General features: G+C 25.2%; 12 protein-coding genes, 4 tRNA genes and 2 pseudogenes. 16 read left to right on the forward strand and 2 right to left on the reverse strand.

Going from position 1 to position 17658, the window contains the following annotated elements; translation table 11 throughout:
* Positions 1 to 32: 32 nt before the first annotated feature.
* From trxA to CRV12_RS03675, 5 genes and pseudogenes are all read left to right on the forward strand, one after another.
* Positions 33 to 383: pseudogene (gene trxA, locus CRV12_RS03655) on the forward strand (thioredoxin TrxA); the annotation flags it as partial.
* 303 nt (positions 384 to 686) lie between these two features.
* Entirely contained in the window at positions 687 to 1946 is a 1260-nt protein-coding gene (gene rho, locus CRV12_RS03660; protein WP_136131289.1) for a transcription termination factor Rho, read from the forward strand.
* A 193-nt stretch (positions 1947 to 2139) separates the two neighbouring features.
* Positions 2140 to 2213, forward strand: a tRNA-Arg gene (locus CRV12_RS03665).
* Positions 2214 to 2277: 64 nt separating this feature from the next.
* Positions 2278 to 2350 (forward strand) — tRNA-His (locus CRV12_RS03670).
* Between the two features lie 43 nt (positions 2351 to 2393).
* Positions 2394 to 2467 (forward strand) — tRNA-Pro (locus tag CRV12_RS03675).
* Between the two features lie 28 nt (positions 2468 to 2495).
* On the opposite strand, the gene CRV12_RS03680 is transcribed toward CRV12_RS03675, so the two are convergent.
* Both CRV12_RS03680 and hemC read right to left on the reverse strand, forming a co-directional pair.
* Positions 2496 to 3242, reverse strand: coding sequence for a uroporphyrinogen-III synthase (locus CRV12_RS03680; protein ID WP_136131290.1), 747 nt, complete (start codon positions 3240 to 3242; stop codon positions 2496 to 2498).
* Positions 3239 to 4180, reverse strand: a complete 942-nt coding sequence (gene hemC, locus CRV12_RS03685) for a hydroxymethylbilane synthase (RefSeq protein WP_136131291.1) — start codon at positions 4178 to 4180, stop codon at positions 3239 to 3241. Before hemC ends, CRV12_RS03680 begins: the two co-directional genes overlap by 4 nt.
* A gap of 210 nt (positions 4181 to 4390) precedes the next feature.
* On the opposite strand from hemC, the gene CRV12_RS03690 reads away from it, so the two are divergent.
* The 11 genes and pseudogenes from CRV12_RS03690 to CRV12_RS03735 all read left to right on the forward strand — a co-directional run bounded on the left by CRV12_RS03690 (position 4391) and on the right by CRV12_RS03735 (position 17485).
* Complete coding sequence (locus CRV12_RS03690; RefSeq protein ID WP_136131292.1) at positions 4391 to 5611, forward strand: class I adenylate cyclase; 1221 nt, start codon at positions 4391 to 4393, stop codon at positions 5609 to 5611.
* Between the two features lie 256 nt (positions 5612 to 5867).
* Positions 5868 to 6692, forward strand: a complete 825-nt coding sequence (dapF, locus tag CRV12_RS03695; RefSeq protein WP_136131301.1) for a diaminopimelate epimerase — start codon at positions 5868 to 5870, stop codon at positions 6690 to 6692.
* A gap of 300 nt (positions 6693 to 6992) precedes the next feature.
* A pseudogene (uvrD, locus tag CRV12_RS03700) lies at positions 6993 to 8918 on the forward strand (DNA helicase II); the annotation flags it as partial.
* 316 nt (positions 8919 to 9234) lie between these two features.
* Positions 9235 to 10185 carry a magnesium/cobalt transporter CorA gene (gene corA, locus CRV12_RS03705; protein ID WP_136131294.1) on the forward strand — a complete coding sequence of 317 codons (951 nt, stop codon included), beginning with the start codon at positions 9235 to 9237 and terminating at the stop codon, positions 10183 to 10185.
* Positions 10186 to 10652: 467 nt separating this feature from the next.
* Positions 10653 to 12917, forward strand: coding sequence for a 5-methyltetrahydropteroyltriglutamate--homocysteine S-methyltransferase (gene metE / locus CRV12_RS03710; protein ID WP_136131295.1), 2265 nt, complete (start codon positions 10653 to 10655; stop codon positions 12915 to 12917).
* Positions 12918 to 13313: 396 nt separating this feature from the next.
* The gene (gene rmuC / locus CRV12_RS03715; RefSeq protein WP_136131296.1) at positions 13314 to 14555 is read left to right on the forward strand and encodes a DNA recombination protein RmuC; all 1242 of its coding nucleotides are present in this window, start codon (positions 13314 to 13316) and stop codon (positions 14553 to 14555) included.
* A gap of 541 nt (positions 14556 to 15096) precedes the next feature.
* A complete protein-coding gene (tatA, locus tag CRV12_RS03720) occupies positions 15097 to 15330 on the forward strand; it encodes a twin-arginine translocase TatA/TatE family subunit (RefSeq protein ID WP_136131297.1) in 234 nt (77 codons plus the stop codon).
* 3 nt (positions 15331 to 15333) lie between these two features.
* Complete coding sequence (locus tag CRV12_RS03970) at positions 15334 to 15759, forward strand: twin-arginine translocase TatA/TatE family subunit (RefSeq protein WP_474117066.1); 426 nt, start codon at positions 15334 to 15336, stop codon at positions 15757 to 15759.
* A gap of 64 nt (positions 15760 to 15823) precedes the next feature.
* Positions 15824 to 16579, forward strand: coding sequence for a twin-arginine translocase subunit TatC (gene tatC / locus CRV12_RS03725; protein WP_136131298.1), 756 nt, complete (start codon positions 15824 to 15826; stop codon positions 16577 to 16579).
* Positions 16580 to 16716: 137 nt separating this feature from the next.
* A complete protein-coding gene (gene hemG, locus CRV12_RS03730) occupies positions 16717 to 17247 on the forward strand; it encodes a menaquinone-dependent protoporphyrinogen IX dehydrogenase (RefSeq protein ID WP_136131299.1) in 531 nt (176 codons plus the stop codon).
* A 162-nt stretch (positions 17248 to 17409) separates the two neighbouring features.
* Positions 17410 to 17485, forward strand: a tRNA-Glu gene (locus CRV12_RS03735).
* The last annotated feature ends 173 nt before the right edge of the window (positions 17486 to 17658 follow it).

Raw genomic sequence — 17658 nt, forward strand, 5'->3', positions numbered from 1 at the left:
AAACCAAAAGTTTTTTAACAGATAAGGATAACAATATGGATCAGCAAATGAATAAAAGTAAAATTATTTATTTGAAAGATAGTAATTTCGATGAAAACGTTTTAAAAGCTAATTGTACTATGTTAGTTGACTTTTGGGCTGAATGGTGTGGTCCATGTAAAAATATGTCACCAATTCTTGATGAAATTGCTGAAGAATATGCAAGTAAATTGATTGTAGCTAAATTAAACGTAGATGAAAATCCTAACAAAGCTCAAGAATATAGTATTCGTGGTATTCCGACGTTATTATTATTTAAAAACGGCAAAAATTTAGCAACAAAAGTAGGTTCTTTATCTAAAGCTCAATTAAAAGAATTTTTAGATGATCATTTGATAAAATAATCGAAATAGAATCTTTAGTTAAAGATAAAAATCATCTATAATTGATAGATATTTGGTATATTAAAATATAGTAATAAGGTTAATTGATTTATCAAAATAAGCACAACTTTTTAGGATTTTTTAAATTGATATCTATATTCTATTTTAGTATCGCTATTTAAAGTACCAATATTACCAGTTAGATTATTAATATTCATTATATAAATAATAACTATAATTGATCGTAGGTTATTTGTTATGTTATTAGCGAACGATATTTCGAGTAATTTTGACGCCTTCCTCTGATTTTAAGAACTCATCAATATGAATCTTACCAAATTAAAAAATACACCTGTTTCTGAGTTGATTAAATTAGGCGAAAAAATGGGTTTAGAAAACCAAGCTCGTATGCGTAAGCAAGACATCATTTTTTCGATCTTAAAACAACATTCAAAAAGTGGCGAGGATATTTTTGGTAATGGAGTACTTGAAATATTACAGGATGGATTTGGATTTCTTCGTTCAGGGGATAGTTCTTACCTAGCTGGACCAGATGATATTTATGTATCACCCAGCCAAATTCGTCGGTTCAATTTGCGTACAGGAGATACTATATCTGGTAAAATTCGTCCTCCAAAAGAAGGAGAACGTTATTTTGCTTTATTAAAAGTTAATGAAGTTAATTATGATAAGCCTGAAAATTCACGTAATAAGATTTTATTTGAAAATCTTACACCTTTACATGCAAATCATCGTTTAAGAATGGAACGTGGTAATGGTTCTACTGAAGATTTAACTACTCGCGTATTAGATTTAGCATCACCAATTGGGCTTGGACAACGTGGTTTAATAGTAGCTCCTCCAAAAGCTGGTAAAACTATATTATTACAAAATATTGCACAAAGCTTGGCATACAACTATCCAAGTTGTGTATTAATGGTTCTTCTTATAGATGAAAGACCGGAAGAAGTCACAGAAATGCAACGCTTAGTTAAAGGTGAAGTTATAGCTTCAACTTTTGATGAGCCAGCTGCTAGACACGTTCAGGTTGCTGAAATGGTTATTGAAAAAGCTAAACGTTTAGTAGAACATAAAAAAGATGTAGTTGTTTTATTAGATTCTATTACACGTCTTGCACGCGCTTACAACACTGTTGTTCCATCTTCAGGTAAAGTATTAACTGGTGGGGTAGATGCAAATGCTTTACATCGTCCAAAGCGATTTTTTGGAGCAGCGAGAAATGTAGAAGAAGGAGGTAGTCTAACTATAATTGCTACTGCATTAGTAGATACTGGTTCTAAAATGGACGAAGTTATTTACGAAGAATTTAAAGGTACTGGCAATATGGAATTACATTTATCAAGAAAAATTGCTGAAAAAAGGGTTTTTCCTGCTATTGATTACAACCGTTCTGGTACTCGCAAAGAAGAACTTTTAACCTTGCAAGAAGAACTACAAAAAATGTGGATCTTACGTAAAATTATTCATCCTATGGGAGAAATAGATGCGATGGAGTTTTTGATTAATAAATTAGCTATGACTAAAACTAATGATGACTTTTTCGATATGATGAAACGTTCTTAATATATCCTATTTATTTTTATAATGCTAATAAATCTCTTCATAAGAATATACTCTGTATTTAAAAAATGAAATAATTAATAATGGTATGCTATATTTGTATATAAAATATGAATATACAAAATAAATTAAATTAAAATTTAATTTATTTTGTTAAATTTAATAAAATATATTGCATATAAAATAGATATTTGTTGCGCCCGTAGCTCAGTTGGATAGAGCGCTGCCCTCCGAAGGCAGAGGTCTCGGGTTCAAATCCTGTCGGGCGCATTAGTTGATTTAAATAAAAAATAGTAAACAATTATATAAAAATATGATAGAATCTGTTTGAGTGGTGGCTATAGCTCAGCTGGTAGAGTCCTGGATTGTGATTCCAGATGTCGTGGGTTCGAGCCCCACTAGTCACCCAGAATTGTTTTCATCAAAATGATCAATATATTTATAAAAATACGGCGGGTGGCGCAGTTTGGTAGCGCAACTGGTTTGGGACCAGTGGGTCGGAGGTTCAAATCCTCTCTCGCCGATAAAACGTTTCAAGAGTTATTAATCAAATTAAGATAGTATTTTTAATATATGTTCGTTATTACATTTTTCAGTTACATAAATCTCCTTCCAACCTAGTGTCTTAGCCATATTCAAGATACGTTCGCTAAAAACTAACAGTTTGCATTTAAGTAACCATTCTTCACGATCAATTTCTGGAAATAAATAGAATAACTGTTTTAACATATTACTACTAGTAACGACTAAAGTATTAATACCTAATTTTCGTAAACGTTTTCCTTCAGCAAATCCATCATATTTTTTTTTTATAGATTTATAACATTCAATAAAAAATACTTTTATATCAAGATTTGAAAGTTCTTGCTTTAAAAAGCCTCTACTGGGATATCCGCTACAAATTACAGCTCTTTTATTATTATGTACATTTTGTAATATAAGCAATTTAATAAGTTCTTCACTTGTTTCTTGAACTATAGGATAATTGATATTTAATTTGCTAACTTTTTTAAAAGACAAAGCTGTTTTGTAACCAATTGCGTAATAGTTTAAATTAATTGGCCATAACATATCAATTCTTTGTAATGCTGATTGAGCAAAATATACAGCTTGCTGTGATAGAATAAATACTAAATCCCTAGAGTATAACATATTAGTTAGAAAATAAGGTAAAATAGCTAGATCTTTACCTGGTATAAATTCAATTAATGGTAAACTATACGCTTTTTTTCCTGATGTTTCTAGACGTAAAATAAGATCTTTATTAGCGGGTTCAGGACGAGTGATTAAAATAGTCATTTAAATATTTTATTTTTATATAATTTATTCAAAATTTTACTTCCTCCACTGGTAAGTAATTTTTCTGCAAGTAATATTCCTACTTGTTCTGATTGAAAACGAGAACCTCGAATTTCTTTCTTAATCAGGATACTGCCATCAGGTGTTCCAATTAAACCACGTATCCATATAGTATCACCTTCAAGAATTGCTAAGCTTGCAATAGGCAATTCACATCCACCCTGTAAATGCTTATTCATTGCACGTTCTGCTTTTATACATACTTCAGTGTCATCATGATTTAATACTTTTAATAAATCAATTAAATTATTATCATCTAGACGACATTCAATACCTATTGCACCTTGACCAACTGCTGGTAATAAAACACTAGTAGGTAATATTTGATTAATTCTATTTGTTAAACCTAATCTATTTAATCCAGCAGCAGCTATAATTATTGCATCATATTGACCTATATCCAATTTACTTAGTCTAGTACCTATATTACCTCTTATTGAACGTATTAATAGATCTGGACGATAAGAAATAATCTGACATCCTCTACGAAGACTTGATGTACCTATGATTGCACCTTTTGGTAAATCTTCTATAGATTGGTAATTCTGAGACACTATGACATCATGAGGGCTGTCCCTTTCACATATAGTTACCAAACCTAAACCATCGGGAAAAATTGCAGGTAAATCTTTTATTGAGTGTACTGCTAAATCAACTCGATGTTCTATTATTAATTGTTCAAGTTCTTTAACAAAAACACTTTTACCACCTACTTTCAATATAAGCCTATCAAGTATAATATCCCCTTTAGTAACTATCGGAACTAATTTTACCTTTAAGCCAGGATATATTTTATTAAGACGTTTTTTTATATATGTTGCTTGCCATATAGCAAGAGGACTTTTCCTTGTTGCAACTTTTAAAATCTTTTTTAACATATAATCAATTATCTTTAATTATGGTTAATCTTCATATTTTAAAATATCTTAATAATATATACATCTTAGTATACTAATTATAAACAAATTAGAACAAAAATATAAATTTATATCTTTAGTTATATGTTTTTGTTATTGTTTGCAATAAAAATATTACCATTATATAATTAACTAATTATATAATAAATAAATTAATACAGTAATTATCAAGTGATAAAAGAATTTTGTATCCATAATATACACATTATAAATCAACGATTAGATGCTGCTCATACATTTCGCGTTAATCGCACATTATCTACTATAGGTCCTATATTTCAAAAAATTTATAATTTAGTACCAATTTTTTTTCATTATCATCATCCACTAATTCCTGGTTATGTAGAAAATAAAGTACCTTATGGGATCAATCTATTTACACCAGATAAAAATCAGTATCAATTATTGTTGCAATTAATAGGTAATAGTAAATTAAAATCACCAAAACATGAAATGCCAATTACAGGTATTTATTCTATGGGAAGTACATTTTCAATTGGTCAAAACGATAAATCAGATTTAGATATTTGGGTATTCCATAAATCTCACTTGGATAAGCATGACCTTATAAATTTGAATTACAAATGTACTAGAATACAAAAATGGTGTAATTCATTGAGTATAAAAATTAGTTTTTTTTTAATTGATGAAAATATTTTTAAATATTGCAGAGTAAATTGTTTCAGCAAACAAAAAATTAATAGTATTTACAATGTATTTCTTTTAGACGAATTTTATCGTACTTCAGTGAGAATTGCAGGCAAAAGAATTTTGTGGACAGTAATACCAGATAGAGAAGAATATCGATATGAAGAATATGTATATTCATTGTATAGTGATGGCATATTAACACAAAATGAATGGTTAGACTTAGGAAATCTTAAATTAATACAAATTAAAGAATATTTTAAAGAAATCTTATTACAAATAAATAAAAATGCTAATACACCTTATAAATCATTATTAAAAATATCTTTAATTGAATCTTATGTTTTACGATATCCACATACTGAATTATTATCTATGTATACTAAAAAACATTTACATTCAGGAAATATTATTTTTTATGGATTTGATCCCTACTATATTATGTTGAATCGTTTAACAAATTATTTAACTGATATAAAAGATAATATACGTCTTAATCTGATCCGTTGTTGTTTTTATTTTAAAGTAAAAGAAAAATTAAGTATTAAAATAAATAATCAACAAATCAACTGGAAACGAAAAATTCTGTTAAATTTAGTAAGGCATTGGGGTTGGGATGAAGAAAAATTAAAAATTCTTGATCAAAATATAGATTACAAAAAAAAAATTATTAATGAAATAAATAATGAGTTATTAAAAGTAAAAATAAAAAACTCTAATAAATTAATAGGTTTTTTAAACTAAATAACACTAAACAATATATTATTTAAAGTAAATTTAATATGCTTTACATCCAGTGTATCTATTATAACTTCACAAACAATAACTTATTATTCATATTGACAATTATTTATAAAATTGCACATGATATAAGTCTCATGATCAGTTTATTTTTTATTTAAAATTTAAAAAGTAATACTTTAATAATTACTTTTAAATATTTGATAAATAAAAAATAAATTGCTAATTAATTTATAACGGTATTTATATGGAACAAAGAATTCAATTCTCTAAAATGCATGGCATAGGAAATGATTTTATGATAATAGATGCCATAACGCAAAAATTTAATTTATCAAAGGAAATGATTAATAAAATATCTAATCGTCACATAGGTGTTGGATTTGATCAATTATTAATTGTTGAATCATCTCATAATCCTGATTTTGATTTTCATTATAGAATATTTAATTCCAATGGAACTGAAGTATTTCAATGTGGAAATGGAGCTCGTTGTTTTGCTATCTTTGTCAAATTAAAAGGTTTAACAAATAAAAATAATATTAAGGTAACTACAAAAACTACAAATATGATATTAGAAATTATTCATGATAATTTAGTATGTGTAGATATGAATGAACCAATATTTGAACCAAGCAAGATACCATTAAAAATGTGTCAAACTCAAGAACTTTATTCTATAGAAATTGATGATAGATGTTTTAAATTTGGTATGGTATCAATTGGTAATCCACATTGTGTCATTCAAGTACAGGATATAAAAACTGCTCAAGTAAATTTTTTAGGTCCATTAATAGAGAAGCATAGCTATTTTCCAGAATCTACAAATGTTAATTTTATGGAAGTTGTTAATAATGAAAACATTCGTCTTCGTGTATATGAGAGAGGTGTTGGAGAAACATATGCTTGTGGTAGTGGTGCTTGTGCTGCCGTAGCTTGTGGAATCATACAAGGTATTTTATCATCTAAGGTAAGTGTAAATTTAATTGGAGGAACATTATCTGTATCATGGAATGGTATTGGAAAACCAATTTATATGACTGGTCCAGCAACACATGTGTATGATGGTTATATATACATATAATTACAAGTAATATATAATGTAAACTTATAATAAGCTATTTTAACTTTAAAGATATTTATAAATATTGCATAAAAACTAATGATGTATCAGTTATATGTTAAATTAATAGATGATATAATATTTTTATAAACGTTAATAATTTGATATTAAATATATTCATATTTTAAATTGACTTATATTTCTCTCTCATAAAGAATATTTTTTGTAAAATTAAATAAAAAATCAAAAAAATTATTTTTTCATTTATTATAATAAATTTATATTTGTTTTATATATTGTTTAATAATTTGTAATTAAAACATGGAAATTTTAAAAATTCTAGAAAATTTAAATGACAAACAACGGGAAGCTGTTTCAGCACCAAGAAGTAATTTGTTAGTATTAGCAGGTGCTGGTAGTGGAAAAACAAGAATCATAGTGCATCGTATTGCTTGGTTATTATCTATAGAAAATTGTTCTCCAAATTCAATTTTAGCTGTAACTTTTACGAATAAAGCTGTTTTAGAAATACATAACCGTATAAATAAATTAATTAATTTTAATAAAGATAAATTATGGATTGGTACTTTCCATAGTTTAGCTCATCGTGTACTTAGGATACATTATGCTGAAGCGAATTTGCCTAAAAATTTTCAAATCTTAGATAATGATGATCAATTTCGTTTTATCAAATCATTAATAAAAAACATGAATTTTGATGAAAAAAAGTGGTCAGTTAATAGAGCTATGTGGTATATAAATAACAAAAAAGATAAAGGATTACGTCCAAAAAGTATTGAACACAATAATTTTATAGATAAAACTTGGAAATATATTTATCAAGAATATCAAAAAGCATGTGATCGTGCAGGTTTAGTTGACTTTGCAGAAATAATTTTACGTAGTTATGAGCTTTGGCTTAATAAGCCTAACATTCTTGAATATTATCAGAAAAGATTTACAAATATTTTGGTTGATGAATTTCAAGACACTAATAGTATTCAATATGAATGGACTCGTATATTAGTAGGCAAACATGGTAGAGTGATAATAGTAGGCGATGATGATCAATCAATATACGGTTGGAGAGGTGCACAAATTAAAAATATACAACGTTTTTTAATTGACTTTCCTAATACAGATATCATAAGACTTGAACAAAATTATCGATCTACAAATAAAATCTTACGTACAGCAAATGCGCTTATTTCTAATAATAATATACGCCTAGGTAAAAAATTATGGACAAAAAGAACAGAAGGTGTACCTATTTCTATTTACTGTGCTTTTAATGAACTAGATGAAGCTAATTTTGTAACAAATTGCATACAATCACTGTATCAAAAAAATAATAAATTATTAGATTGTGCAATTCTTTATCGTAGCAATGCTCAATCACGTATATTAGAAGAAGTGCTTTTATACAAAAAAATTCCATACCGTATCTATGGTGGTATGAGGTTTTTTGAACGTCAAGAAATTAAAGATGTACTTGCATATTTACGTATCATAAATAATAGAAATGACGACATTGCTTTTGAACGTATAATAAATACTCCTCAACGCGGTATTGGTGATCGTACAATTAATATAATACGTGAATTTGCTAGACAAGAAAAATTAACATTGTGGGAATCTGCTAATATTTTATTAACATCTGATTTATTAACGAAACGTGCAATTGTATCATTGAAATCTTTTTTTGATTTAATATCTAGTTTAGTAAATGAAACTATCGGATTATCATTGCATAAGCAAACAGATAAAGTTATTAAAGACTCTGGTTTATGGTCAATGTATGAGCAAAAAACAGGAAAATCTCATAACCGTATTGAAAATCTTCAAGAACTAGTCAATGCTACTCAGCAATTTAATTATAAAGATGATGATTTAACTCCTTTACAAGCATTTCTATCTTACTCTGTATTAGAAAACGATAAAAATCACACTGAAGATAAATGGAATAATAATGTAGTGCAACTTATGACATTACATTCAGCTAAAGGATTAGAATTTAGTCATGTATTTATCGTTGGTGTAGAGGAAGGAATGTTACCAAGTAGAATGTCTATGCATGAAAATATCATGCTGGAAGAAGAACGTCGTTTAACTTATGTTGGAATAACCAGGGCAATGCTTGAACTTACGTTAACTTATACTAAAACTCGCCGATTATATGGTAAAGAAATTTATTGTCGTCCCTCACGTTTTATTAAAGAGCTACCACCAGATTGTATAGAAAAAATATATAGGAAATAAAAATTTTCTTATTTTTTATTAACTATAATGAGATATATTATGCTTATTTGTTGTTTATATTTGCAATTAATCTTAATATTTTTATAATATTTATCTAGTATATATACTTATAATCAATAATCAAAAAAAACAAAATATTATTTAATAATACATATATCCGTATAGTTGTTAAATATTTTAATTGTTATGTAATTGTTGATAATATTATTTTATTTGTTATTTATATATTGTTTTTTATTAATCAATAATTATTAAAATATTTAATATATTTAATTTAATTAATAAAAATTGTGATGGAATTAATATGCTAAATGCATTTAAATTAAATAGCGGTCGTCTCACAAGATTAGATATTGAAGCAGAAGATAAATTAATATCATCAATTTGGGTAGACCTAGTTGAACCAGAAGAAAATGAACGTAAATTAGTACAATATGAATTAGGACAAAATTTAGCAACACGTCCAGAACTAGAAGATATTGAAGCTTCAGCTCGTTTTTTTGAAGATGAGGATGGTTTGCATATTCATTCATTCTTTTTTTATGAAGATGCTGAAGATCATGCTGGTAATTCTACTGTAGCTTTTATAGTTCGAGAAGGAAGACTGTATACATTACGTGAAAGGGAGCTACCAGCTTTTCGTTTATATCGTATGAGAGCACGTAATCAAACACTAATTGATGGTAACGCTTTTGAGCTCTTATTAGATTTATTTGAAACCAAAATTGAACAATTAGCAGATGAAATCGAAAGTATTTATAGCGCTTTGGAAAAGCTTAGTCGTGTAGTAATGGAAGGTCAACAAGGTGAAGAATATAATGCATCACTTTCATGTTTAGCTGAATTAGAAGATGTAAGCTGGAAAGTTAGATTATGTCTAATGGATACTCAAAGAGCACTTAATTTCTTATTAAGAAAAGGTCGTTTGCCTACTAATCAATTAGAGCAAGCACGTGAAATACTTAGAGATATTGAATCTTTATTACCTCATAATGAGTCTTTATTTCAAAAAGTTAACTTTTTGATGCAAGCAGCAATGGGATTAATAAATATTGAACAAAACCGTATTATTAAAATATTTTCAGTCGTTTCAGTAATGTTTTTACCTCCTACACTTTTAGCATCAAGTTATGGTATGAATTTTGAATTTATGCCAGAATTAAAATGGAGTTTTGGTTACCCAGCTGTAATTTTCTTAATGATTATAGTTGGAGTAGCACCTTATCTTTATTTTAAACATAAAAATTGGTTATAGATTTTTGATTTGTTATTTTTACTAATATTAAATAATTTAAAATTAGTATATATCTATTAAAATATTAGATAGTATTTAATTTTTTTGAAAAAAATCTATCTGTTCTAATAAAATGTATATCTTATGCAAATAATATTACTTAATCAACTAAATAATTACATTAATTTTATTAAAATTAATGTAATTATTTAATCTTTATTATAACGTTGTATTCTTGATTAAAAATTATATTATGAATTAAATATGATATTTTTATTAATTAATTAAGAATGTAATATCAGTTATATCATCAAAATTACGTTTTGTTATTTAAATTTTTATAAATAACTTTATAAATATATTTTATATTTAATAAAATTTAATTTAATAAAAATTAGATATAAATAAGTTTAAAATTATCTTTATTTATAGAAATAATAATTGATTAAATTTGAATATAAAAAATGTTTTTTAAAGGAAATAATAAAATGACTATCATCAACCATACTCTCGGTTTTCCTCGTATTGGTATACACCGGGAACTAAAAAAAGCTCAAGAAAATTATTGGTCTGGTAATATTGATCAAAAAGAGTTACTAAAAATAGGTTATGAACTACGTAAAAGACATTGGAAACAACAAGAAGTATCTGGTATAGATTTATTACCTGTAGGAGATTTTGCTTGGTATGACCATGTGTTAACTACTAGTTTATTGTTAGGTAATATACCGAAAAGACATCAAAATCAAGATAATAATGTAGATATAGATACTTTATTTTTGATAGCTCGTGGTATTTCCCGTAATGGAAAATCTACTAGTGCATCTGAAATGACAAAATGGTTTAATAGCAATTATCATTATATAGTGCCAGAATTAGAAAAACATCAGACTTTTAGAATCACATGGATGCAGTTATTAGATGAAATTGATGAAGCATTATTATTAAATTACAAAATAAAACCTGTATTGTTAGGTCCTATAACATATTTATGGTTAGGTAAAACTAAAGGTAACTATTTTAATCGATTATCTTTGTTGGGAAATATTATATCAGTTTATCAAGATGTTTTATCTGAAATAACAAAACGAGGTATTAAATGGATTCAAATTGAAGAGCCTATATTATCATTAGAACTTACAAAAGAATGGTGTGATGCTTTTAGAAAAGCATATGACATATTGCAATTAAAAAATGGTTTATTACTTACAACTTATTTTGACAGTATTAATCAAAATATAGATTTAATTCGTGAACTTCCCGTGCAAGGTTTACATGTTGATTTAGTTCATGGAAGCGATGATATTAAAATATTAAATAAAAAAATTCCTAAATCATGGGTATTATCATTAGGTGTGATTAATGGACGTAATATTTGGCGCACCAATTTAATTACTTGCTTTAATTACATACAGCCTCTAATAAATCAACGTCAACATTTATGGATTGGAACATCATGTTCTTTATTACATTCTCCAATGGATTTAAGGTATGAAAAAGATCTAGATATAGAAATAAAAAGTTGGTTTTCATTTGCAATACAAAAATGTACAGAACTTTCTTTACTAAGAGATGCCCTTAATAATAATGATAGATCTTTAATAGAAAACTGGAGTAAACCAATTTATTCTCATTCTATTTCAAATAAGGTTAGTAATCCCATTGTAAAAAAACGTATTGAAAATATTTCTATATATAACATAAAACGTAATAGTTCATATAAAGATCGTGTCAAAATACAACGTAAAAGATTTAATTTGCCAATATGGCCAACAACTACAATTGGCTCTTTTCCACAAACTTCTGAAATTCGTAAATTACGTTTACAATTTAAGCAAGGAAAATTAGATCAACAAAATTATCAAGAAAGTATTTTTAAAAACATAAAACAAACTATAATAGAACAAGAACATCTAGGAATAGATGTATTAGTGCATGGTGAATCAGAAAGAAGTGATATGGTTGAGTATTTTAGCAAACATCTAGATGGATTTGTTTTTACAAAAAATGGTTGGATACAAAGTTATGGTTCTCGTTGTGTAAAACCACCAATAATTATAGGAGATATTTCTCGTCCAAAAAATATTACTACTAAATATGCTAAGTATGCACAATCTCTGACTAAAAAACCAGTAAAAGGAATGTTAACTGGTCCAGTAACTATTTTACATTGGTCTTTTATACGTGAAGATATACCAAAAGATATAATAGTTAAACAGATAGCTTTAGCGTTAAGAGATGAAGTAGAATCTTTAGAAAAAGTTGGTATTGGAATTATTCAAATTGATGAACCTGCATTACGTGAAGGATTACCTCTTCATAAATCAAATTGGAAGAGTTATTTAGATTGGGCAATTCATGCTTTTCGTATTACCTCATCAGGTGTAGATGATAGCACCCAAATACATACACATATGTGTTATTGTGAATTTAATGACATCATGAGTGCTATAGCAGAAATGGATGCTGATGTTATAACTATTGAAACTTCACGTTCAGACATGGATTTATTAAAGTCATTTGACTTTTTTAAATATCCAAATGAAATTGGACCTGGAGTATATGATATTCATTCACCAAATATACCTAGTGTAGAATCTATAAAAAAGTTACTAGAAAAAGCTTCTCAATATATTCCACAAGAACGTTTATGGGTTAATCCAGATTGTGGATTAAAAACTCGTAGTTGGGTTGAAGTAAAAAAATCATTAGAAAATATGGTAAAAGCAGCAATAAGTTTACGTAATGAATAAGAAAATTCATTATAGTTTTAGTTTTTATCAGTTAAGAAATATTTTGGCGCTGCTAGGCGCCTTTTTTTATAAATTAATTAGAATATAAATTTTTTGAAACATTTAAAATTATTTTAAATCTATATTAATTTTAATAAAAATATTGTTAATTTAAATAATTAGTATATATTACGTATTAATATATCCTCTTATTATAATAATATAGTATTCAAATATTGTATTAATCAACATTATACAAATAAAATGTATTAATGTATTATTATCTTTTTTATAAAATTGTAATATGAAAATTTTTATTATGTTTATTAAATTTGTATTTTATATCAAATTATTTCGTATTAAAAATTACATATTATCACTTCAAACTAATAAGGAAATATTGTAAATTAAAATGTTATGATTATATTAATATCATTAATTGCGTTAATTACCGGTTTTATAATTTCAAAACTGAGATATAATCGTGAATTATCTAAGCTCTTAACTAAAATTAAAATATTGGAGCAAGACATTCAATACCAACAGAAAAAAATAAAAAAATTTAGGCAATTATTTGTAATAAGTAAAAATAAAATTTATCAATTAAATAAATCAATAAATATTAAAAATAAATATTTACAATACTGGCAAACTAAAAATAATAAACTTATTTTAACAAATAAAATCGAAAAAAATAGAGAAATTATAAAATATGTAAGTAATATAATTAATCCACTACAAGAGCAAGTAAATAAATGCCTTAATCAATTACATGATAGTATTAGAATGGAGGTAAACGAGAGACATATTTTAAATAATGAAATAAAAGAGATGCAAAAACTCAATTCAAATATTACTCAATCAACTATTAACCTTGCAAATGCTTTAAAAGGAAATAGTAAATTTAGAGGAAATTGTGGAGAGATTATTTTAAGTCGCATTTTAGAATCAGCTGGATTACGTGAAGGTTATGAATATGAAACACAAATTAGTATAAAATCTGATCAAAATAGTAAAATTAGACCAGATATAATAATTAGACTACCTAAAGGTAAAGATATAATAGTGGATTCTAAAATGATATTGTTAGCATACGAAAAGTATTTTAATTCAAAAGACGATATTGAAAGTGAAAAAGCTATTAAAGAACATATTAATGCAATAAAAACTCATATACGTTTATTAAGTAAAAAAAATTATCAAGATTTGCCTAATTTACGTTCACTTGACTATATATTAATGTTTATTCCTATTGAACAAGCATTTCTACTGGCAATAGATCGAGAACCTAGTTTATTATTTGAAGCTCTAAAACAAAATATTATGTTGGTTAGTCCTACTACTTTACTAGTAGTTTTGCGAACTATCCATAATTTATGGAATAATGAACATCAAAATCAAAATGTCCATCATATCGTAGATAGTGCATCAAAACTATATGATAAAATAAGATTATTTGTCGATGAAATGAATAATATAGGATATAATCTCGATAAAACATATAATAGTTACAAAGAAGCAATGAAAAAACTTGCAGAAGGTCGAGGTAATATTATCAAACAAACTGAGAAATTTCGTCAATTAGGTGTTGATATTAAGTGTGCTATTGATATAGATTTAGTTAATAAATCTTCTTTAACAGAAAACGTCAAAAAATAAATAGCATATCTTTTCTTTATCTATTATTCATATATTATGAAATAATAAAAATTACTATTCTTAAGAAGAAATTATAAATAAATTTAATTATTTTTTTAAACTTATAATATCAGAAAAATAAATTTTATTTGATTTAGTTAATAGATTAATCATCCTGTATTATTTTATATAATTATTTTAAACAAAAATATAAATTGTAATATAAGTTAATTTAAATATTAATTAATTATTGAAATTAATTAATATATGATTATAAATTTTTATTATTTATAATCAATAAACATATGTTTTTATTATATTTTTATATCGTAAAAACTAATGATTATTCAATATTTTTTATACTGAAATATAGTACATCTTTGATTATTGTTATTTTATAGTTTAACTTATTCTTATAGAAATAATTTACTGCATAAGTCATATCTTGTAATAATAAAAAAATAAATAGTTATATTTTTATTAAAATAATAAATTAATTTTTATGAAAATAAATGAAATTTAAAATACATTTATTAGCCTGTTATTATTTGGAAGGTATTGAATGGATGGCATTAGTATTTGGCAATTATTAATTATTGCTATGATCGTTGTACTATTATTTGGTACTGATAAGTTAAGAAATCTCGGTGAAGATTTAGGTGCTTCTATTCGTGGTTTTAAAAAAGCAATGAATGAAGATGATGATGGAGATAAAACATTAAAAAAAAGAGACAATATAATTATAAATAAACCAAAAAATTTGTTAGATGATGAAAAAAACAATGATAAGGTATAGTTTGTGTTAAATTTTAATTTTAGAGAGTTCATATTATTATTTGTTATAGGATTAATTATATTAGGACCACAAAGATCGCCTATTGCGATAAAAAATACTATAAATTTAGTTAAGATATTTAATAAATTATTATTGAGTATAAAATATGGAATTGTTTCTATGTTTGAATTAGAAAATTTACAAAACAAAATAAAAATAAAAGATGTTATTGATTTGCAAGAGCATTTTACAAAAAAATTTAAATATTTAATGATAGAATATCATAAAAAAGATATAAATAAGAATAATATAGATATTAAAAGTACAAAATTTAATAATATAAATAACTTTATCTTATTATATCAAAATATTAACCAAGCATCTAATTATTTTTCAAAAATTATAAATAATGTTAACACATTATTTAATTTTAAAAATGATAAATTATAAAACAAAAATTAAAATTTAATTTATATAACAATAGTATACATTTTATAATGAGTGATAAATAATAATGATTATTGAAAATAATCAACTTTTTGTAGATCATTTAATTGAACTTCGCAAACGTTTGTTAAATTGTCTTATTGCAATTGTTATAATTTTTTTAGCACTTATATACTTTGCAAATGATATCTATAATTTAGTGGCATTACCACTAATACATCAAATGCCTATTGGCACAAAAATGATCACAACTGACATTACTTCTTCATTTATTACTCCAATAAAAATTACATTTATTGTATCAATTTTTATTTCAGTTCCTATAGTTTTTTATCAAATATGGGTATTTGTTGCTCCTGCATTGTATAATCATGAACGTACGTTATTAAAATATATAATCATATTTGGAACTTTCTTATTTTATATTGGTATAATATTTGCATATTTTATTATTTTACCAACAACATTTAAATTTTTTATTAAAACCTTACCAAAAGGGATTACTTTTGCTACAGATATTACTAACTACTTCAATTTTGTAATATGGTTGTTTATTGTTTGCGGTCTCTCTTTTGAAATACCTATAGTTATTACATTATTATGTTGGGCTGGTATTACTAATACTGAAAATTTAAAAAAAAATCGTTCATATATTTTTATTAGTACTTTTATTATTGGAATGTTATTAACACCAGATGTAATTTCTCAAATTTTTCTTGCTGTTTCATTATACTTTTTATTACAAATTGGTTTATTTTTCTCAAATAAATTTTTAAAAAATAAATTATTTTCTTATTCTCATTACATAGAAAAAAATAATTAAATTAAATATATTGAATTTTAGTATATTTATTATATCAATATTATAATTAAAGAAATTCTATTAAATTAATACATTTTAATATACTAAAATATAATATCTAAACAATATAAGATCCTATAATAAGGATTATCCTAATCATGAAAGCACTAATTATTTTTTGTAGTCGTTATGGGCAAACTAAAAAAATAGCTACTTACATAGCAGATAATATTAGTTATTATCAGTTATGTGATGTAATAAATATTACAGATGCTATGAATATAAATTTTAATTGGAAACAATATGATCGTATTTTAATTGGCGCTTCTATTCACTACGGTCATTTTAACCCTATACTTAATAAATTTATACAACTTAATTTATTTGCTATAAAAAAATTAATTAGTGGTTTTTTTTCTGTTAATCTTACAGCTCGTAAAATTGAAAAAAATTCCCCACGTACTAATATTTATACTTATAAATTTTTAAAGGGTTCCCCATGGAAGCCCAATTGTTGTGCCGTATTTGCTGGGGCATTACAATACTCAAATTATAATTGGTTTAATAAAATTGTAATTCAAATTATTATGCTGTTAACAGGTGGAGAAACAAATTCTAATTGTAATATTGAATATACGGATTGGGAAGAAGTAAGAATTTTCATTAATTATTTTAAAAAATTAAAATAATTATTATTATTAATAAATAAATACTTGACTATTTCTTAAAAACAAAGGATAGTAAGATTTATTGAATATGCAAAAATTATAAACATATCATAATTGGTAGTTAAATTAATATTTAAATTAAATATTTTAATAAATAATCACATATTTAATTATTTTTATATCGTCCCCTTCGTCTAGAGGCTTAGGACATCGCCCTTTCACGGCGGCAACAGGGGTTCGAATCCCCTAGGGGACGCCATAATATATCTTGTATAATCAATTAATTTTATGTATATTTATAATTGGTTCTTTAACAATCTGGAACAAGCTAAAAGTAGTACAAAAGTGTTTAATTCATTATTAATACGTTATTAATGACATCAATAATGCTAATTAACATTTATTAATCTCAATGCTTAAAATCAAAAACAC

It is taken from the genome of Candidatus Pantoea edessiphila, assembly GCF_002933315.1.
In the GTDB taxonomy this organism is placed as follows: Bacteria; Pseudomonadota; Gammaproteobacteria; order Enterobacterales; family Enterobacteriaceae; genus Pantoea_C.

Bases quoted from the DNA above. Each gene is read 5' to 3' on its own strand.
- tatC (WP_136131298.1), top strand. From the start codon at position 15,824: ATGATTATTGAAAATAATCAACTTTTTGTAGATCATTTAATTGAACTT.
- rmuC (WP_136131296.1), top strand. From the start codon at position 13,314: ATGATTATATTAATATCATTAATTGCGTTAATTACCGGTTTTATAATT.
- rho (WP_136131289.1), top strand. From the start codon at position 687: ATGAATCTTACCAAATTAAAAAATACACCTGTTTCTGAGTTGATTAAA.
- metE (WP_136131295.1), top strand. From the start codon at position 10,653: ATGACTATCATCAACCATACTCTCGGTTTTCCTCGTATTGGTATACAC.
- corA (WP_136131294.1), top strand. From the start codon at position 9,235: ATGCTAAATGCATTTAAATTAAATAGCGGTCGTCTCACAAGATTAGAT.
- CRV12_RS03680 (WP_136131290.1), bottom strand. From the start codon at position 3,242: ATGACTATTTTAATCACTCGTCCTGAACCCGCTAATAAAGATCTTATT.
- hemC (WP_136131291.1), bottom strand. From the start codon at position 4,180: ATGTTAAAAAAGATTTTAAAAGTTGCAACAAGGAAAAGTCCTCTTGCT.
- hemG (WP_136131299.1), top strand. From the start codon at position 16,717: ATGAAAGCACTAATTATTTTTTGTAGTCGTTATGGGCAAACTAAAAAA.
- tatA (WP_136131297.1), top strand. From the start codon at position 15,097: ATGGATGGCATTAGTATTTGGCAATTATTAATTATTGCTATGATCGTT.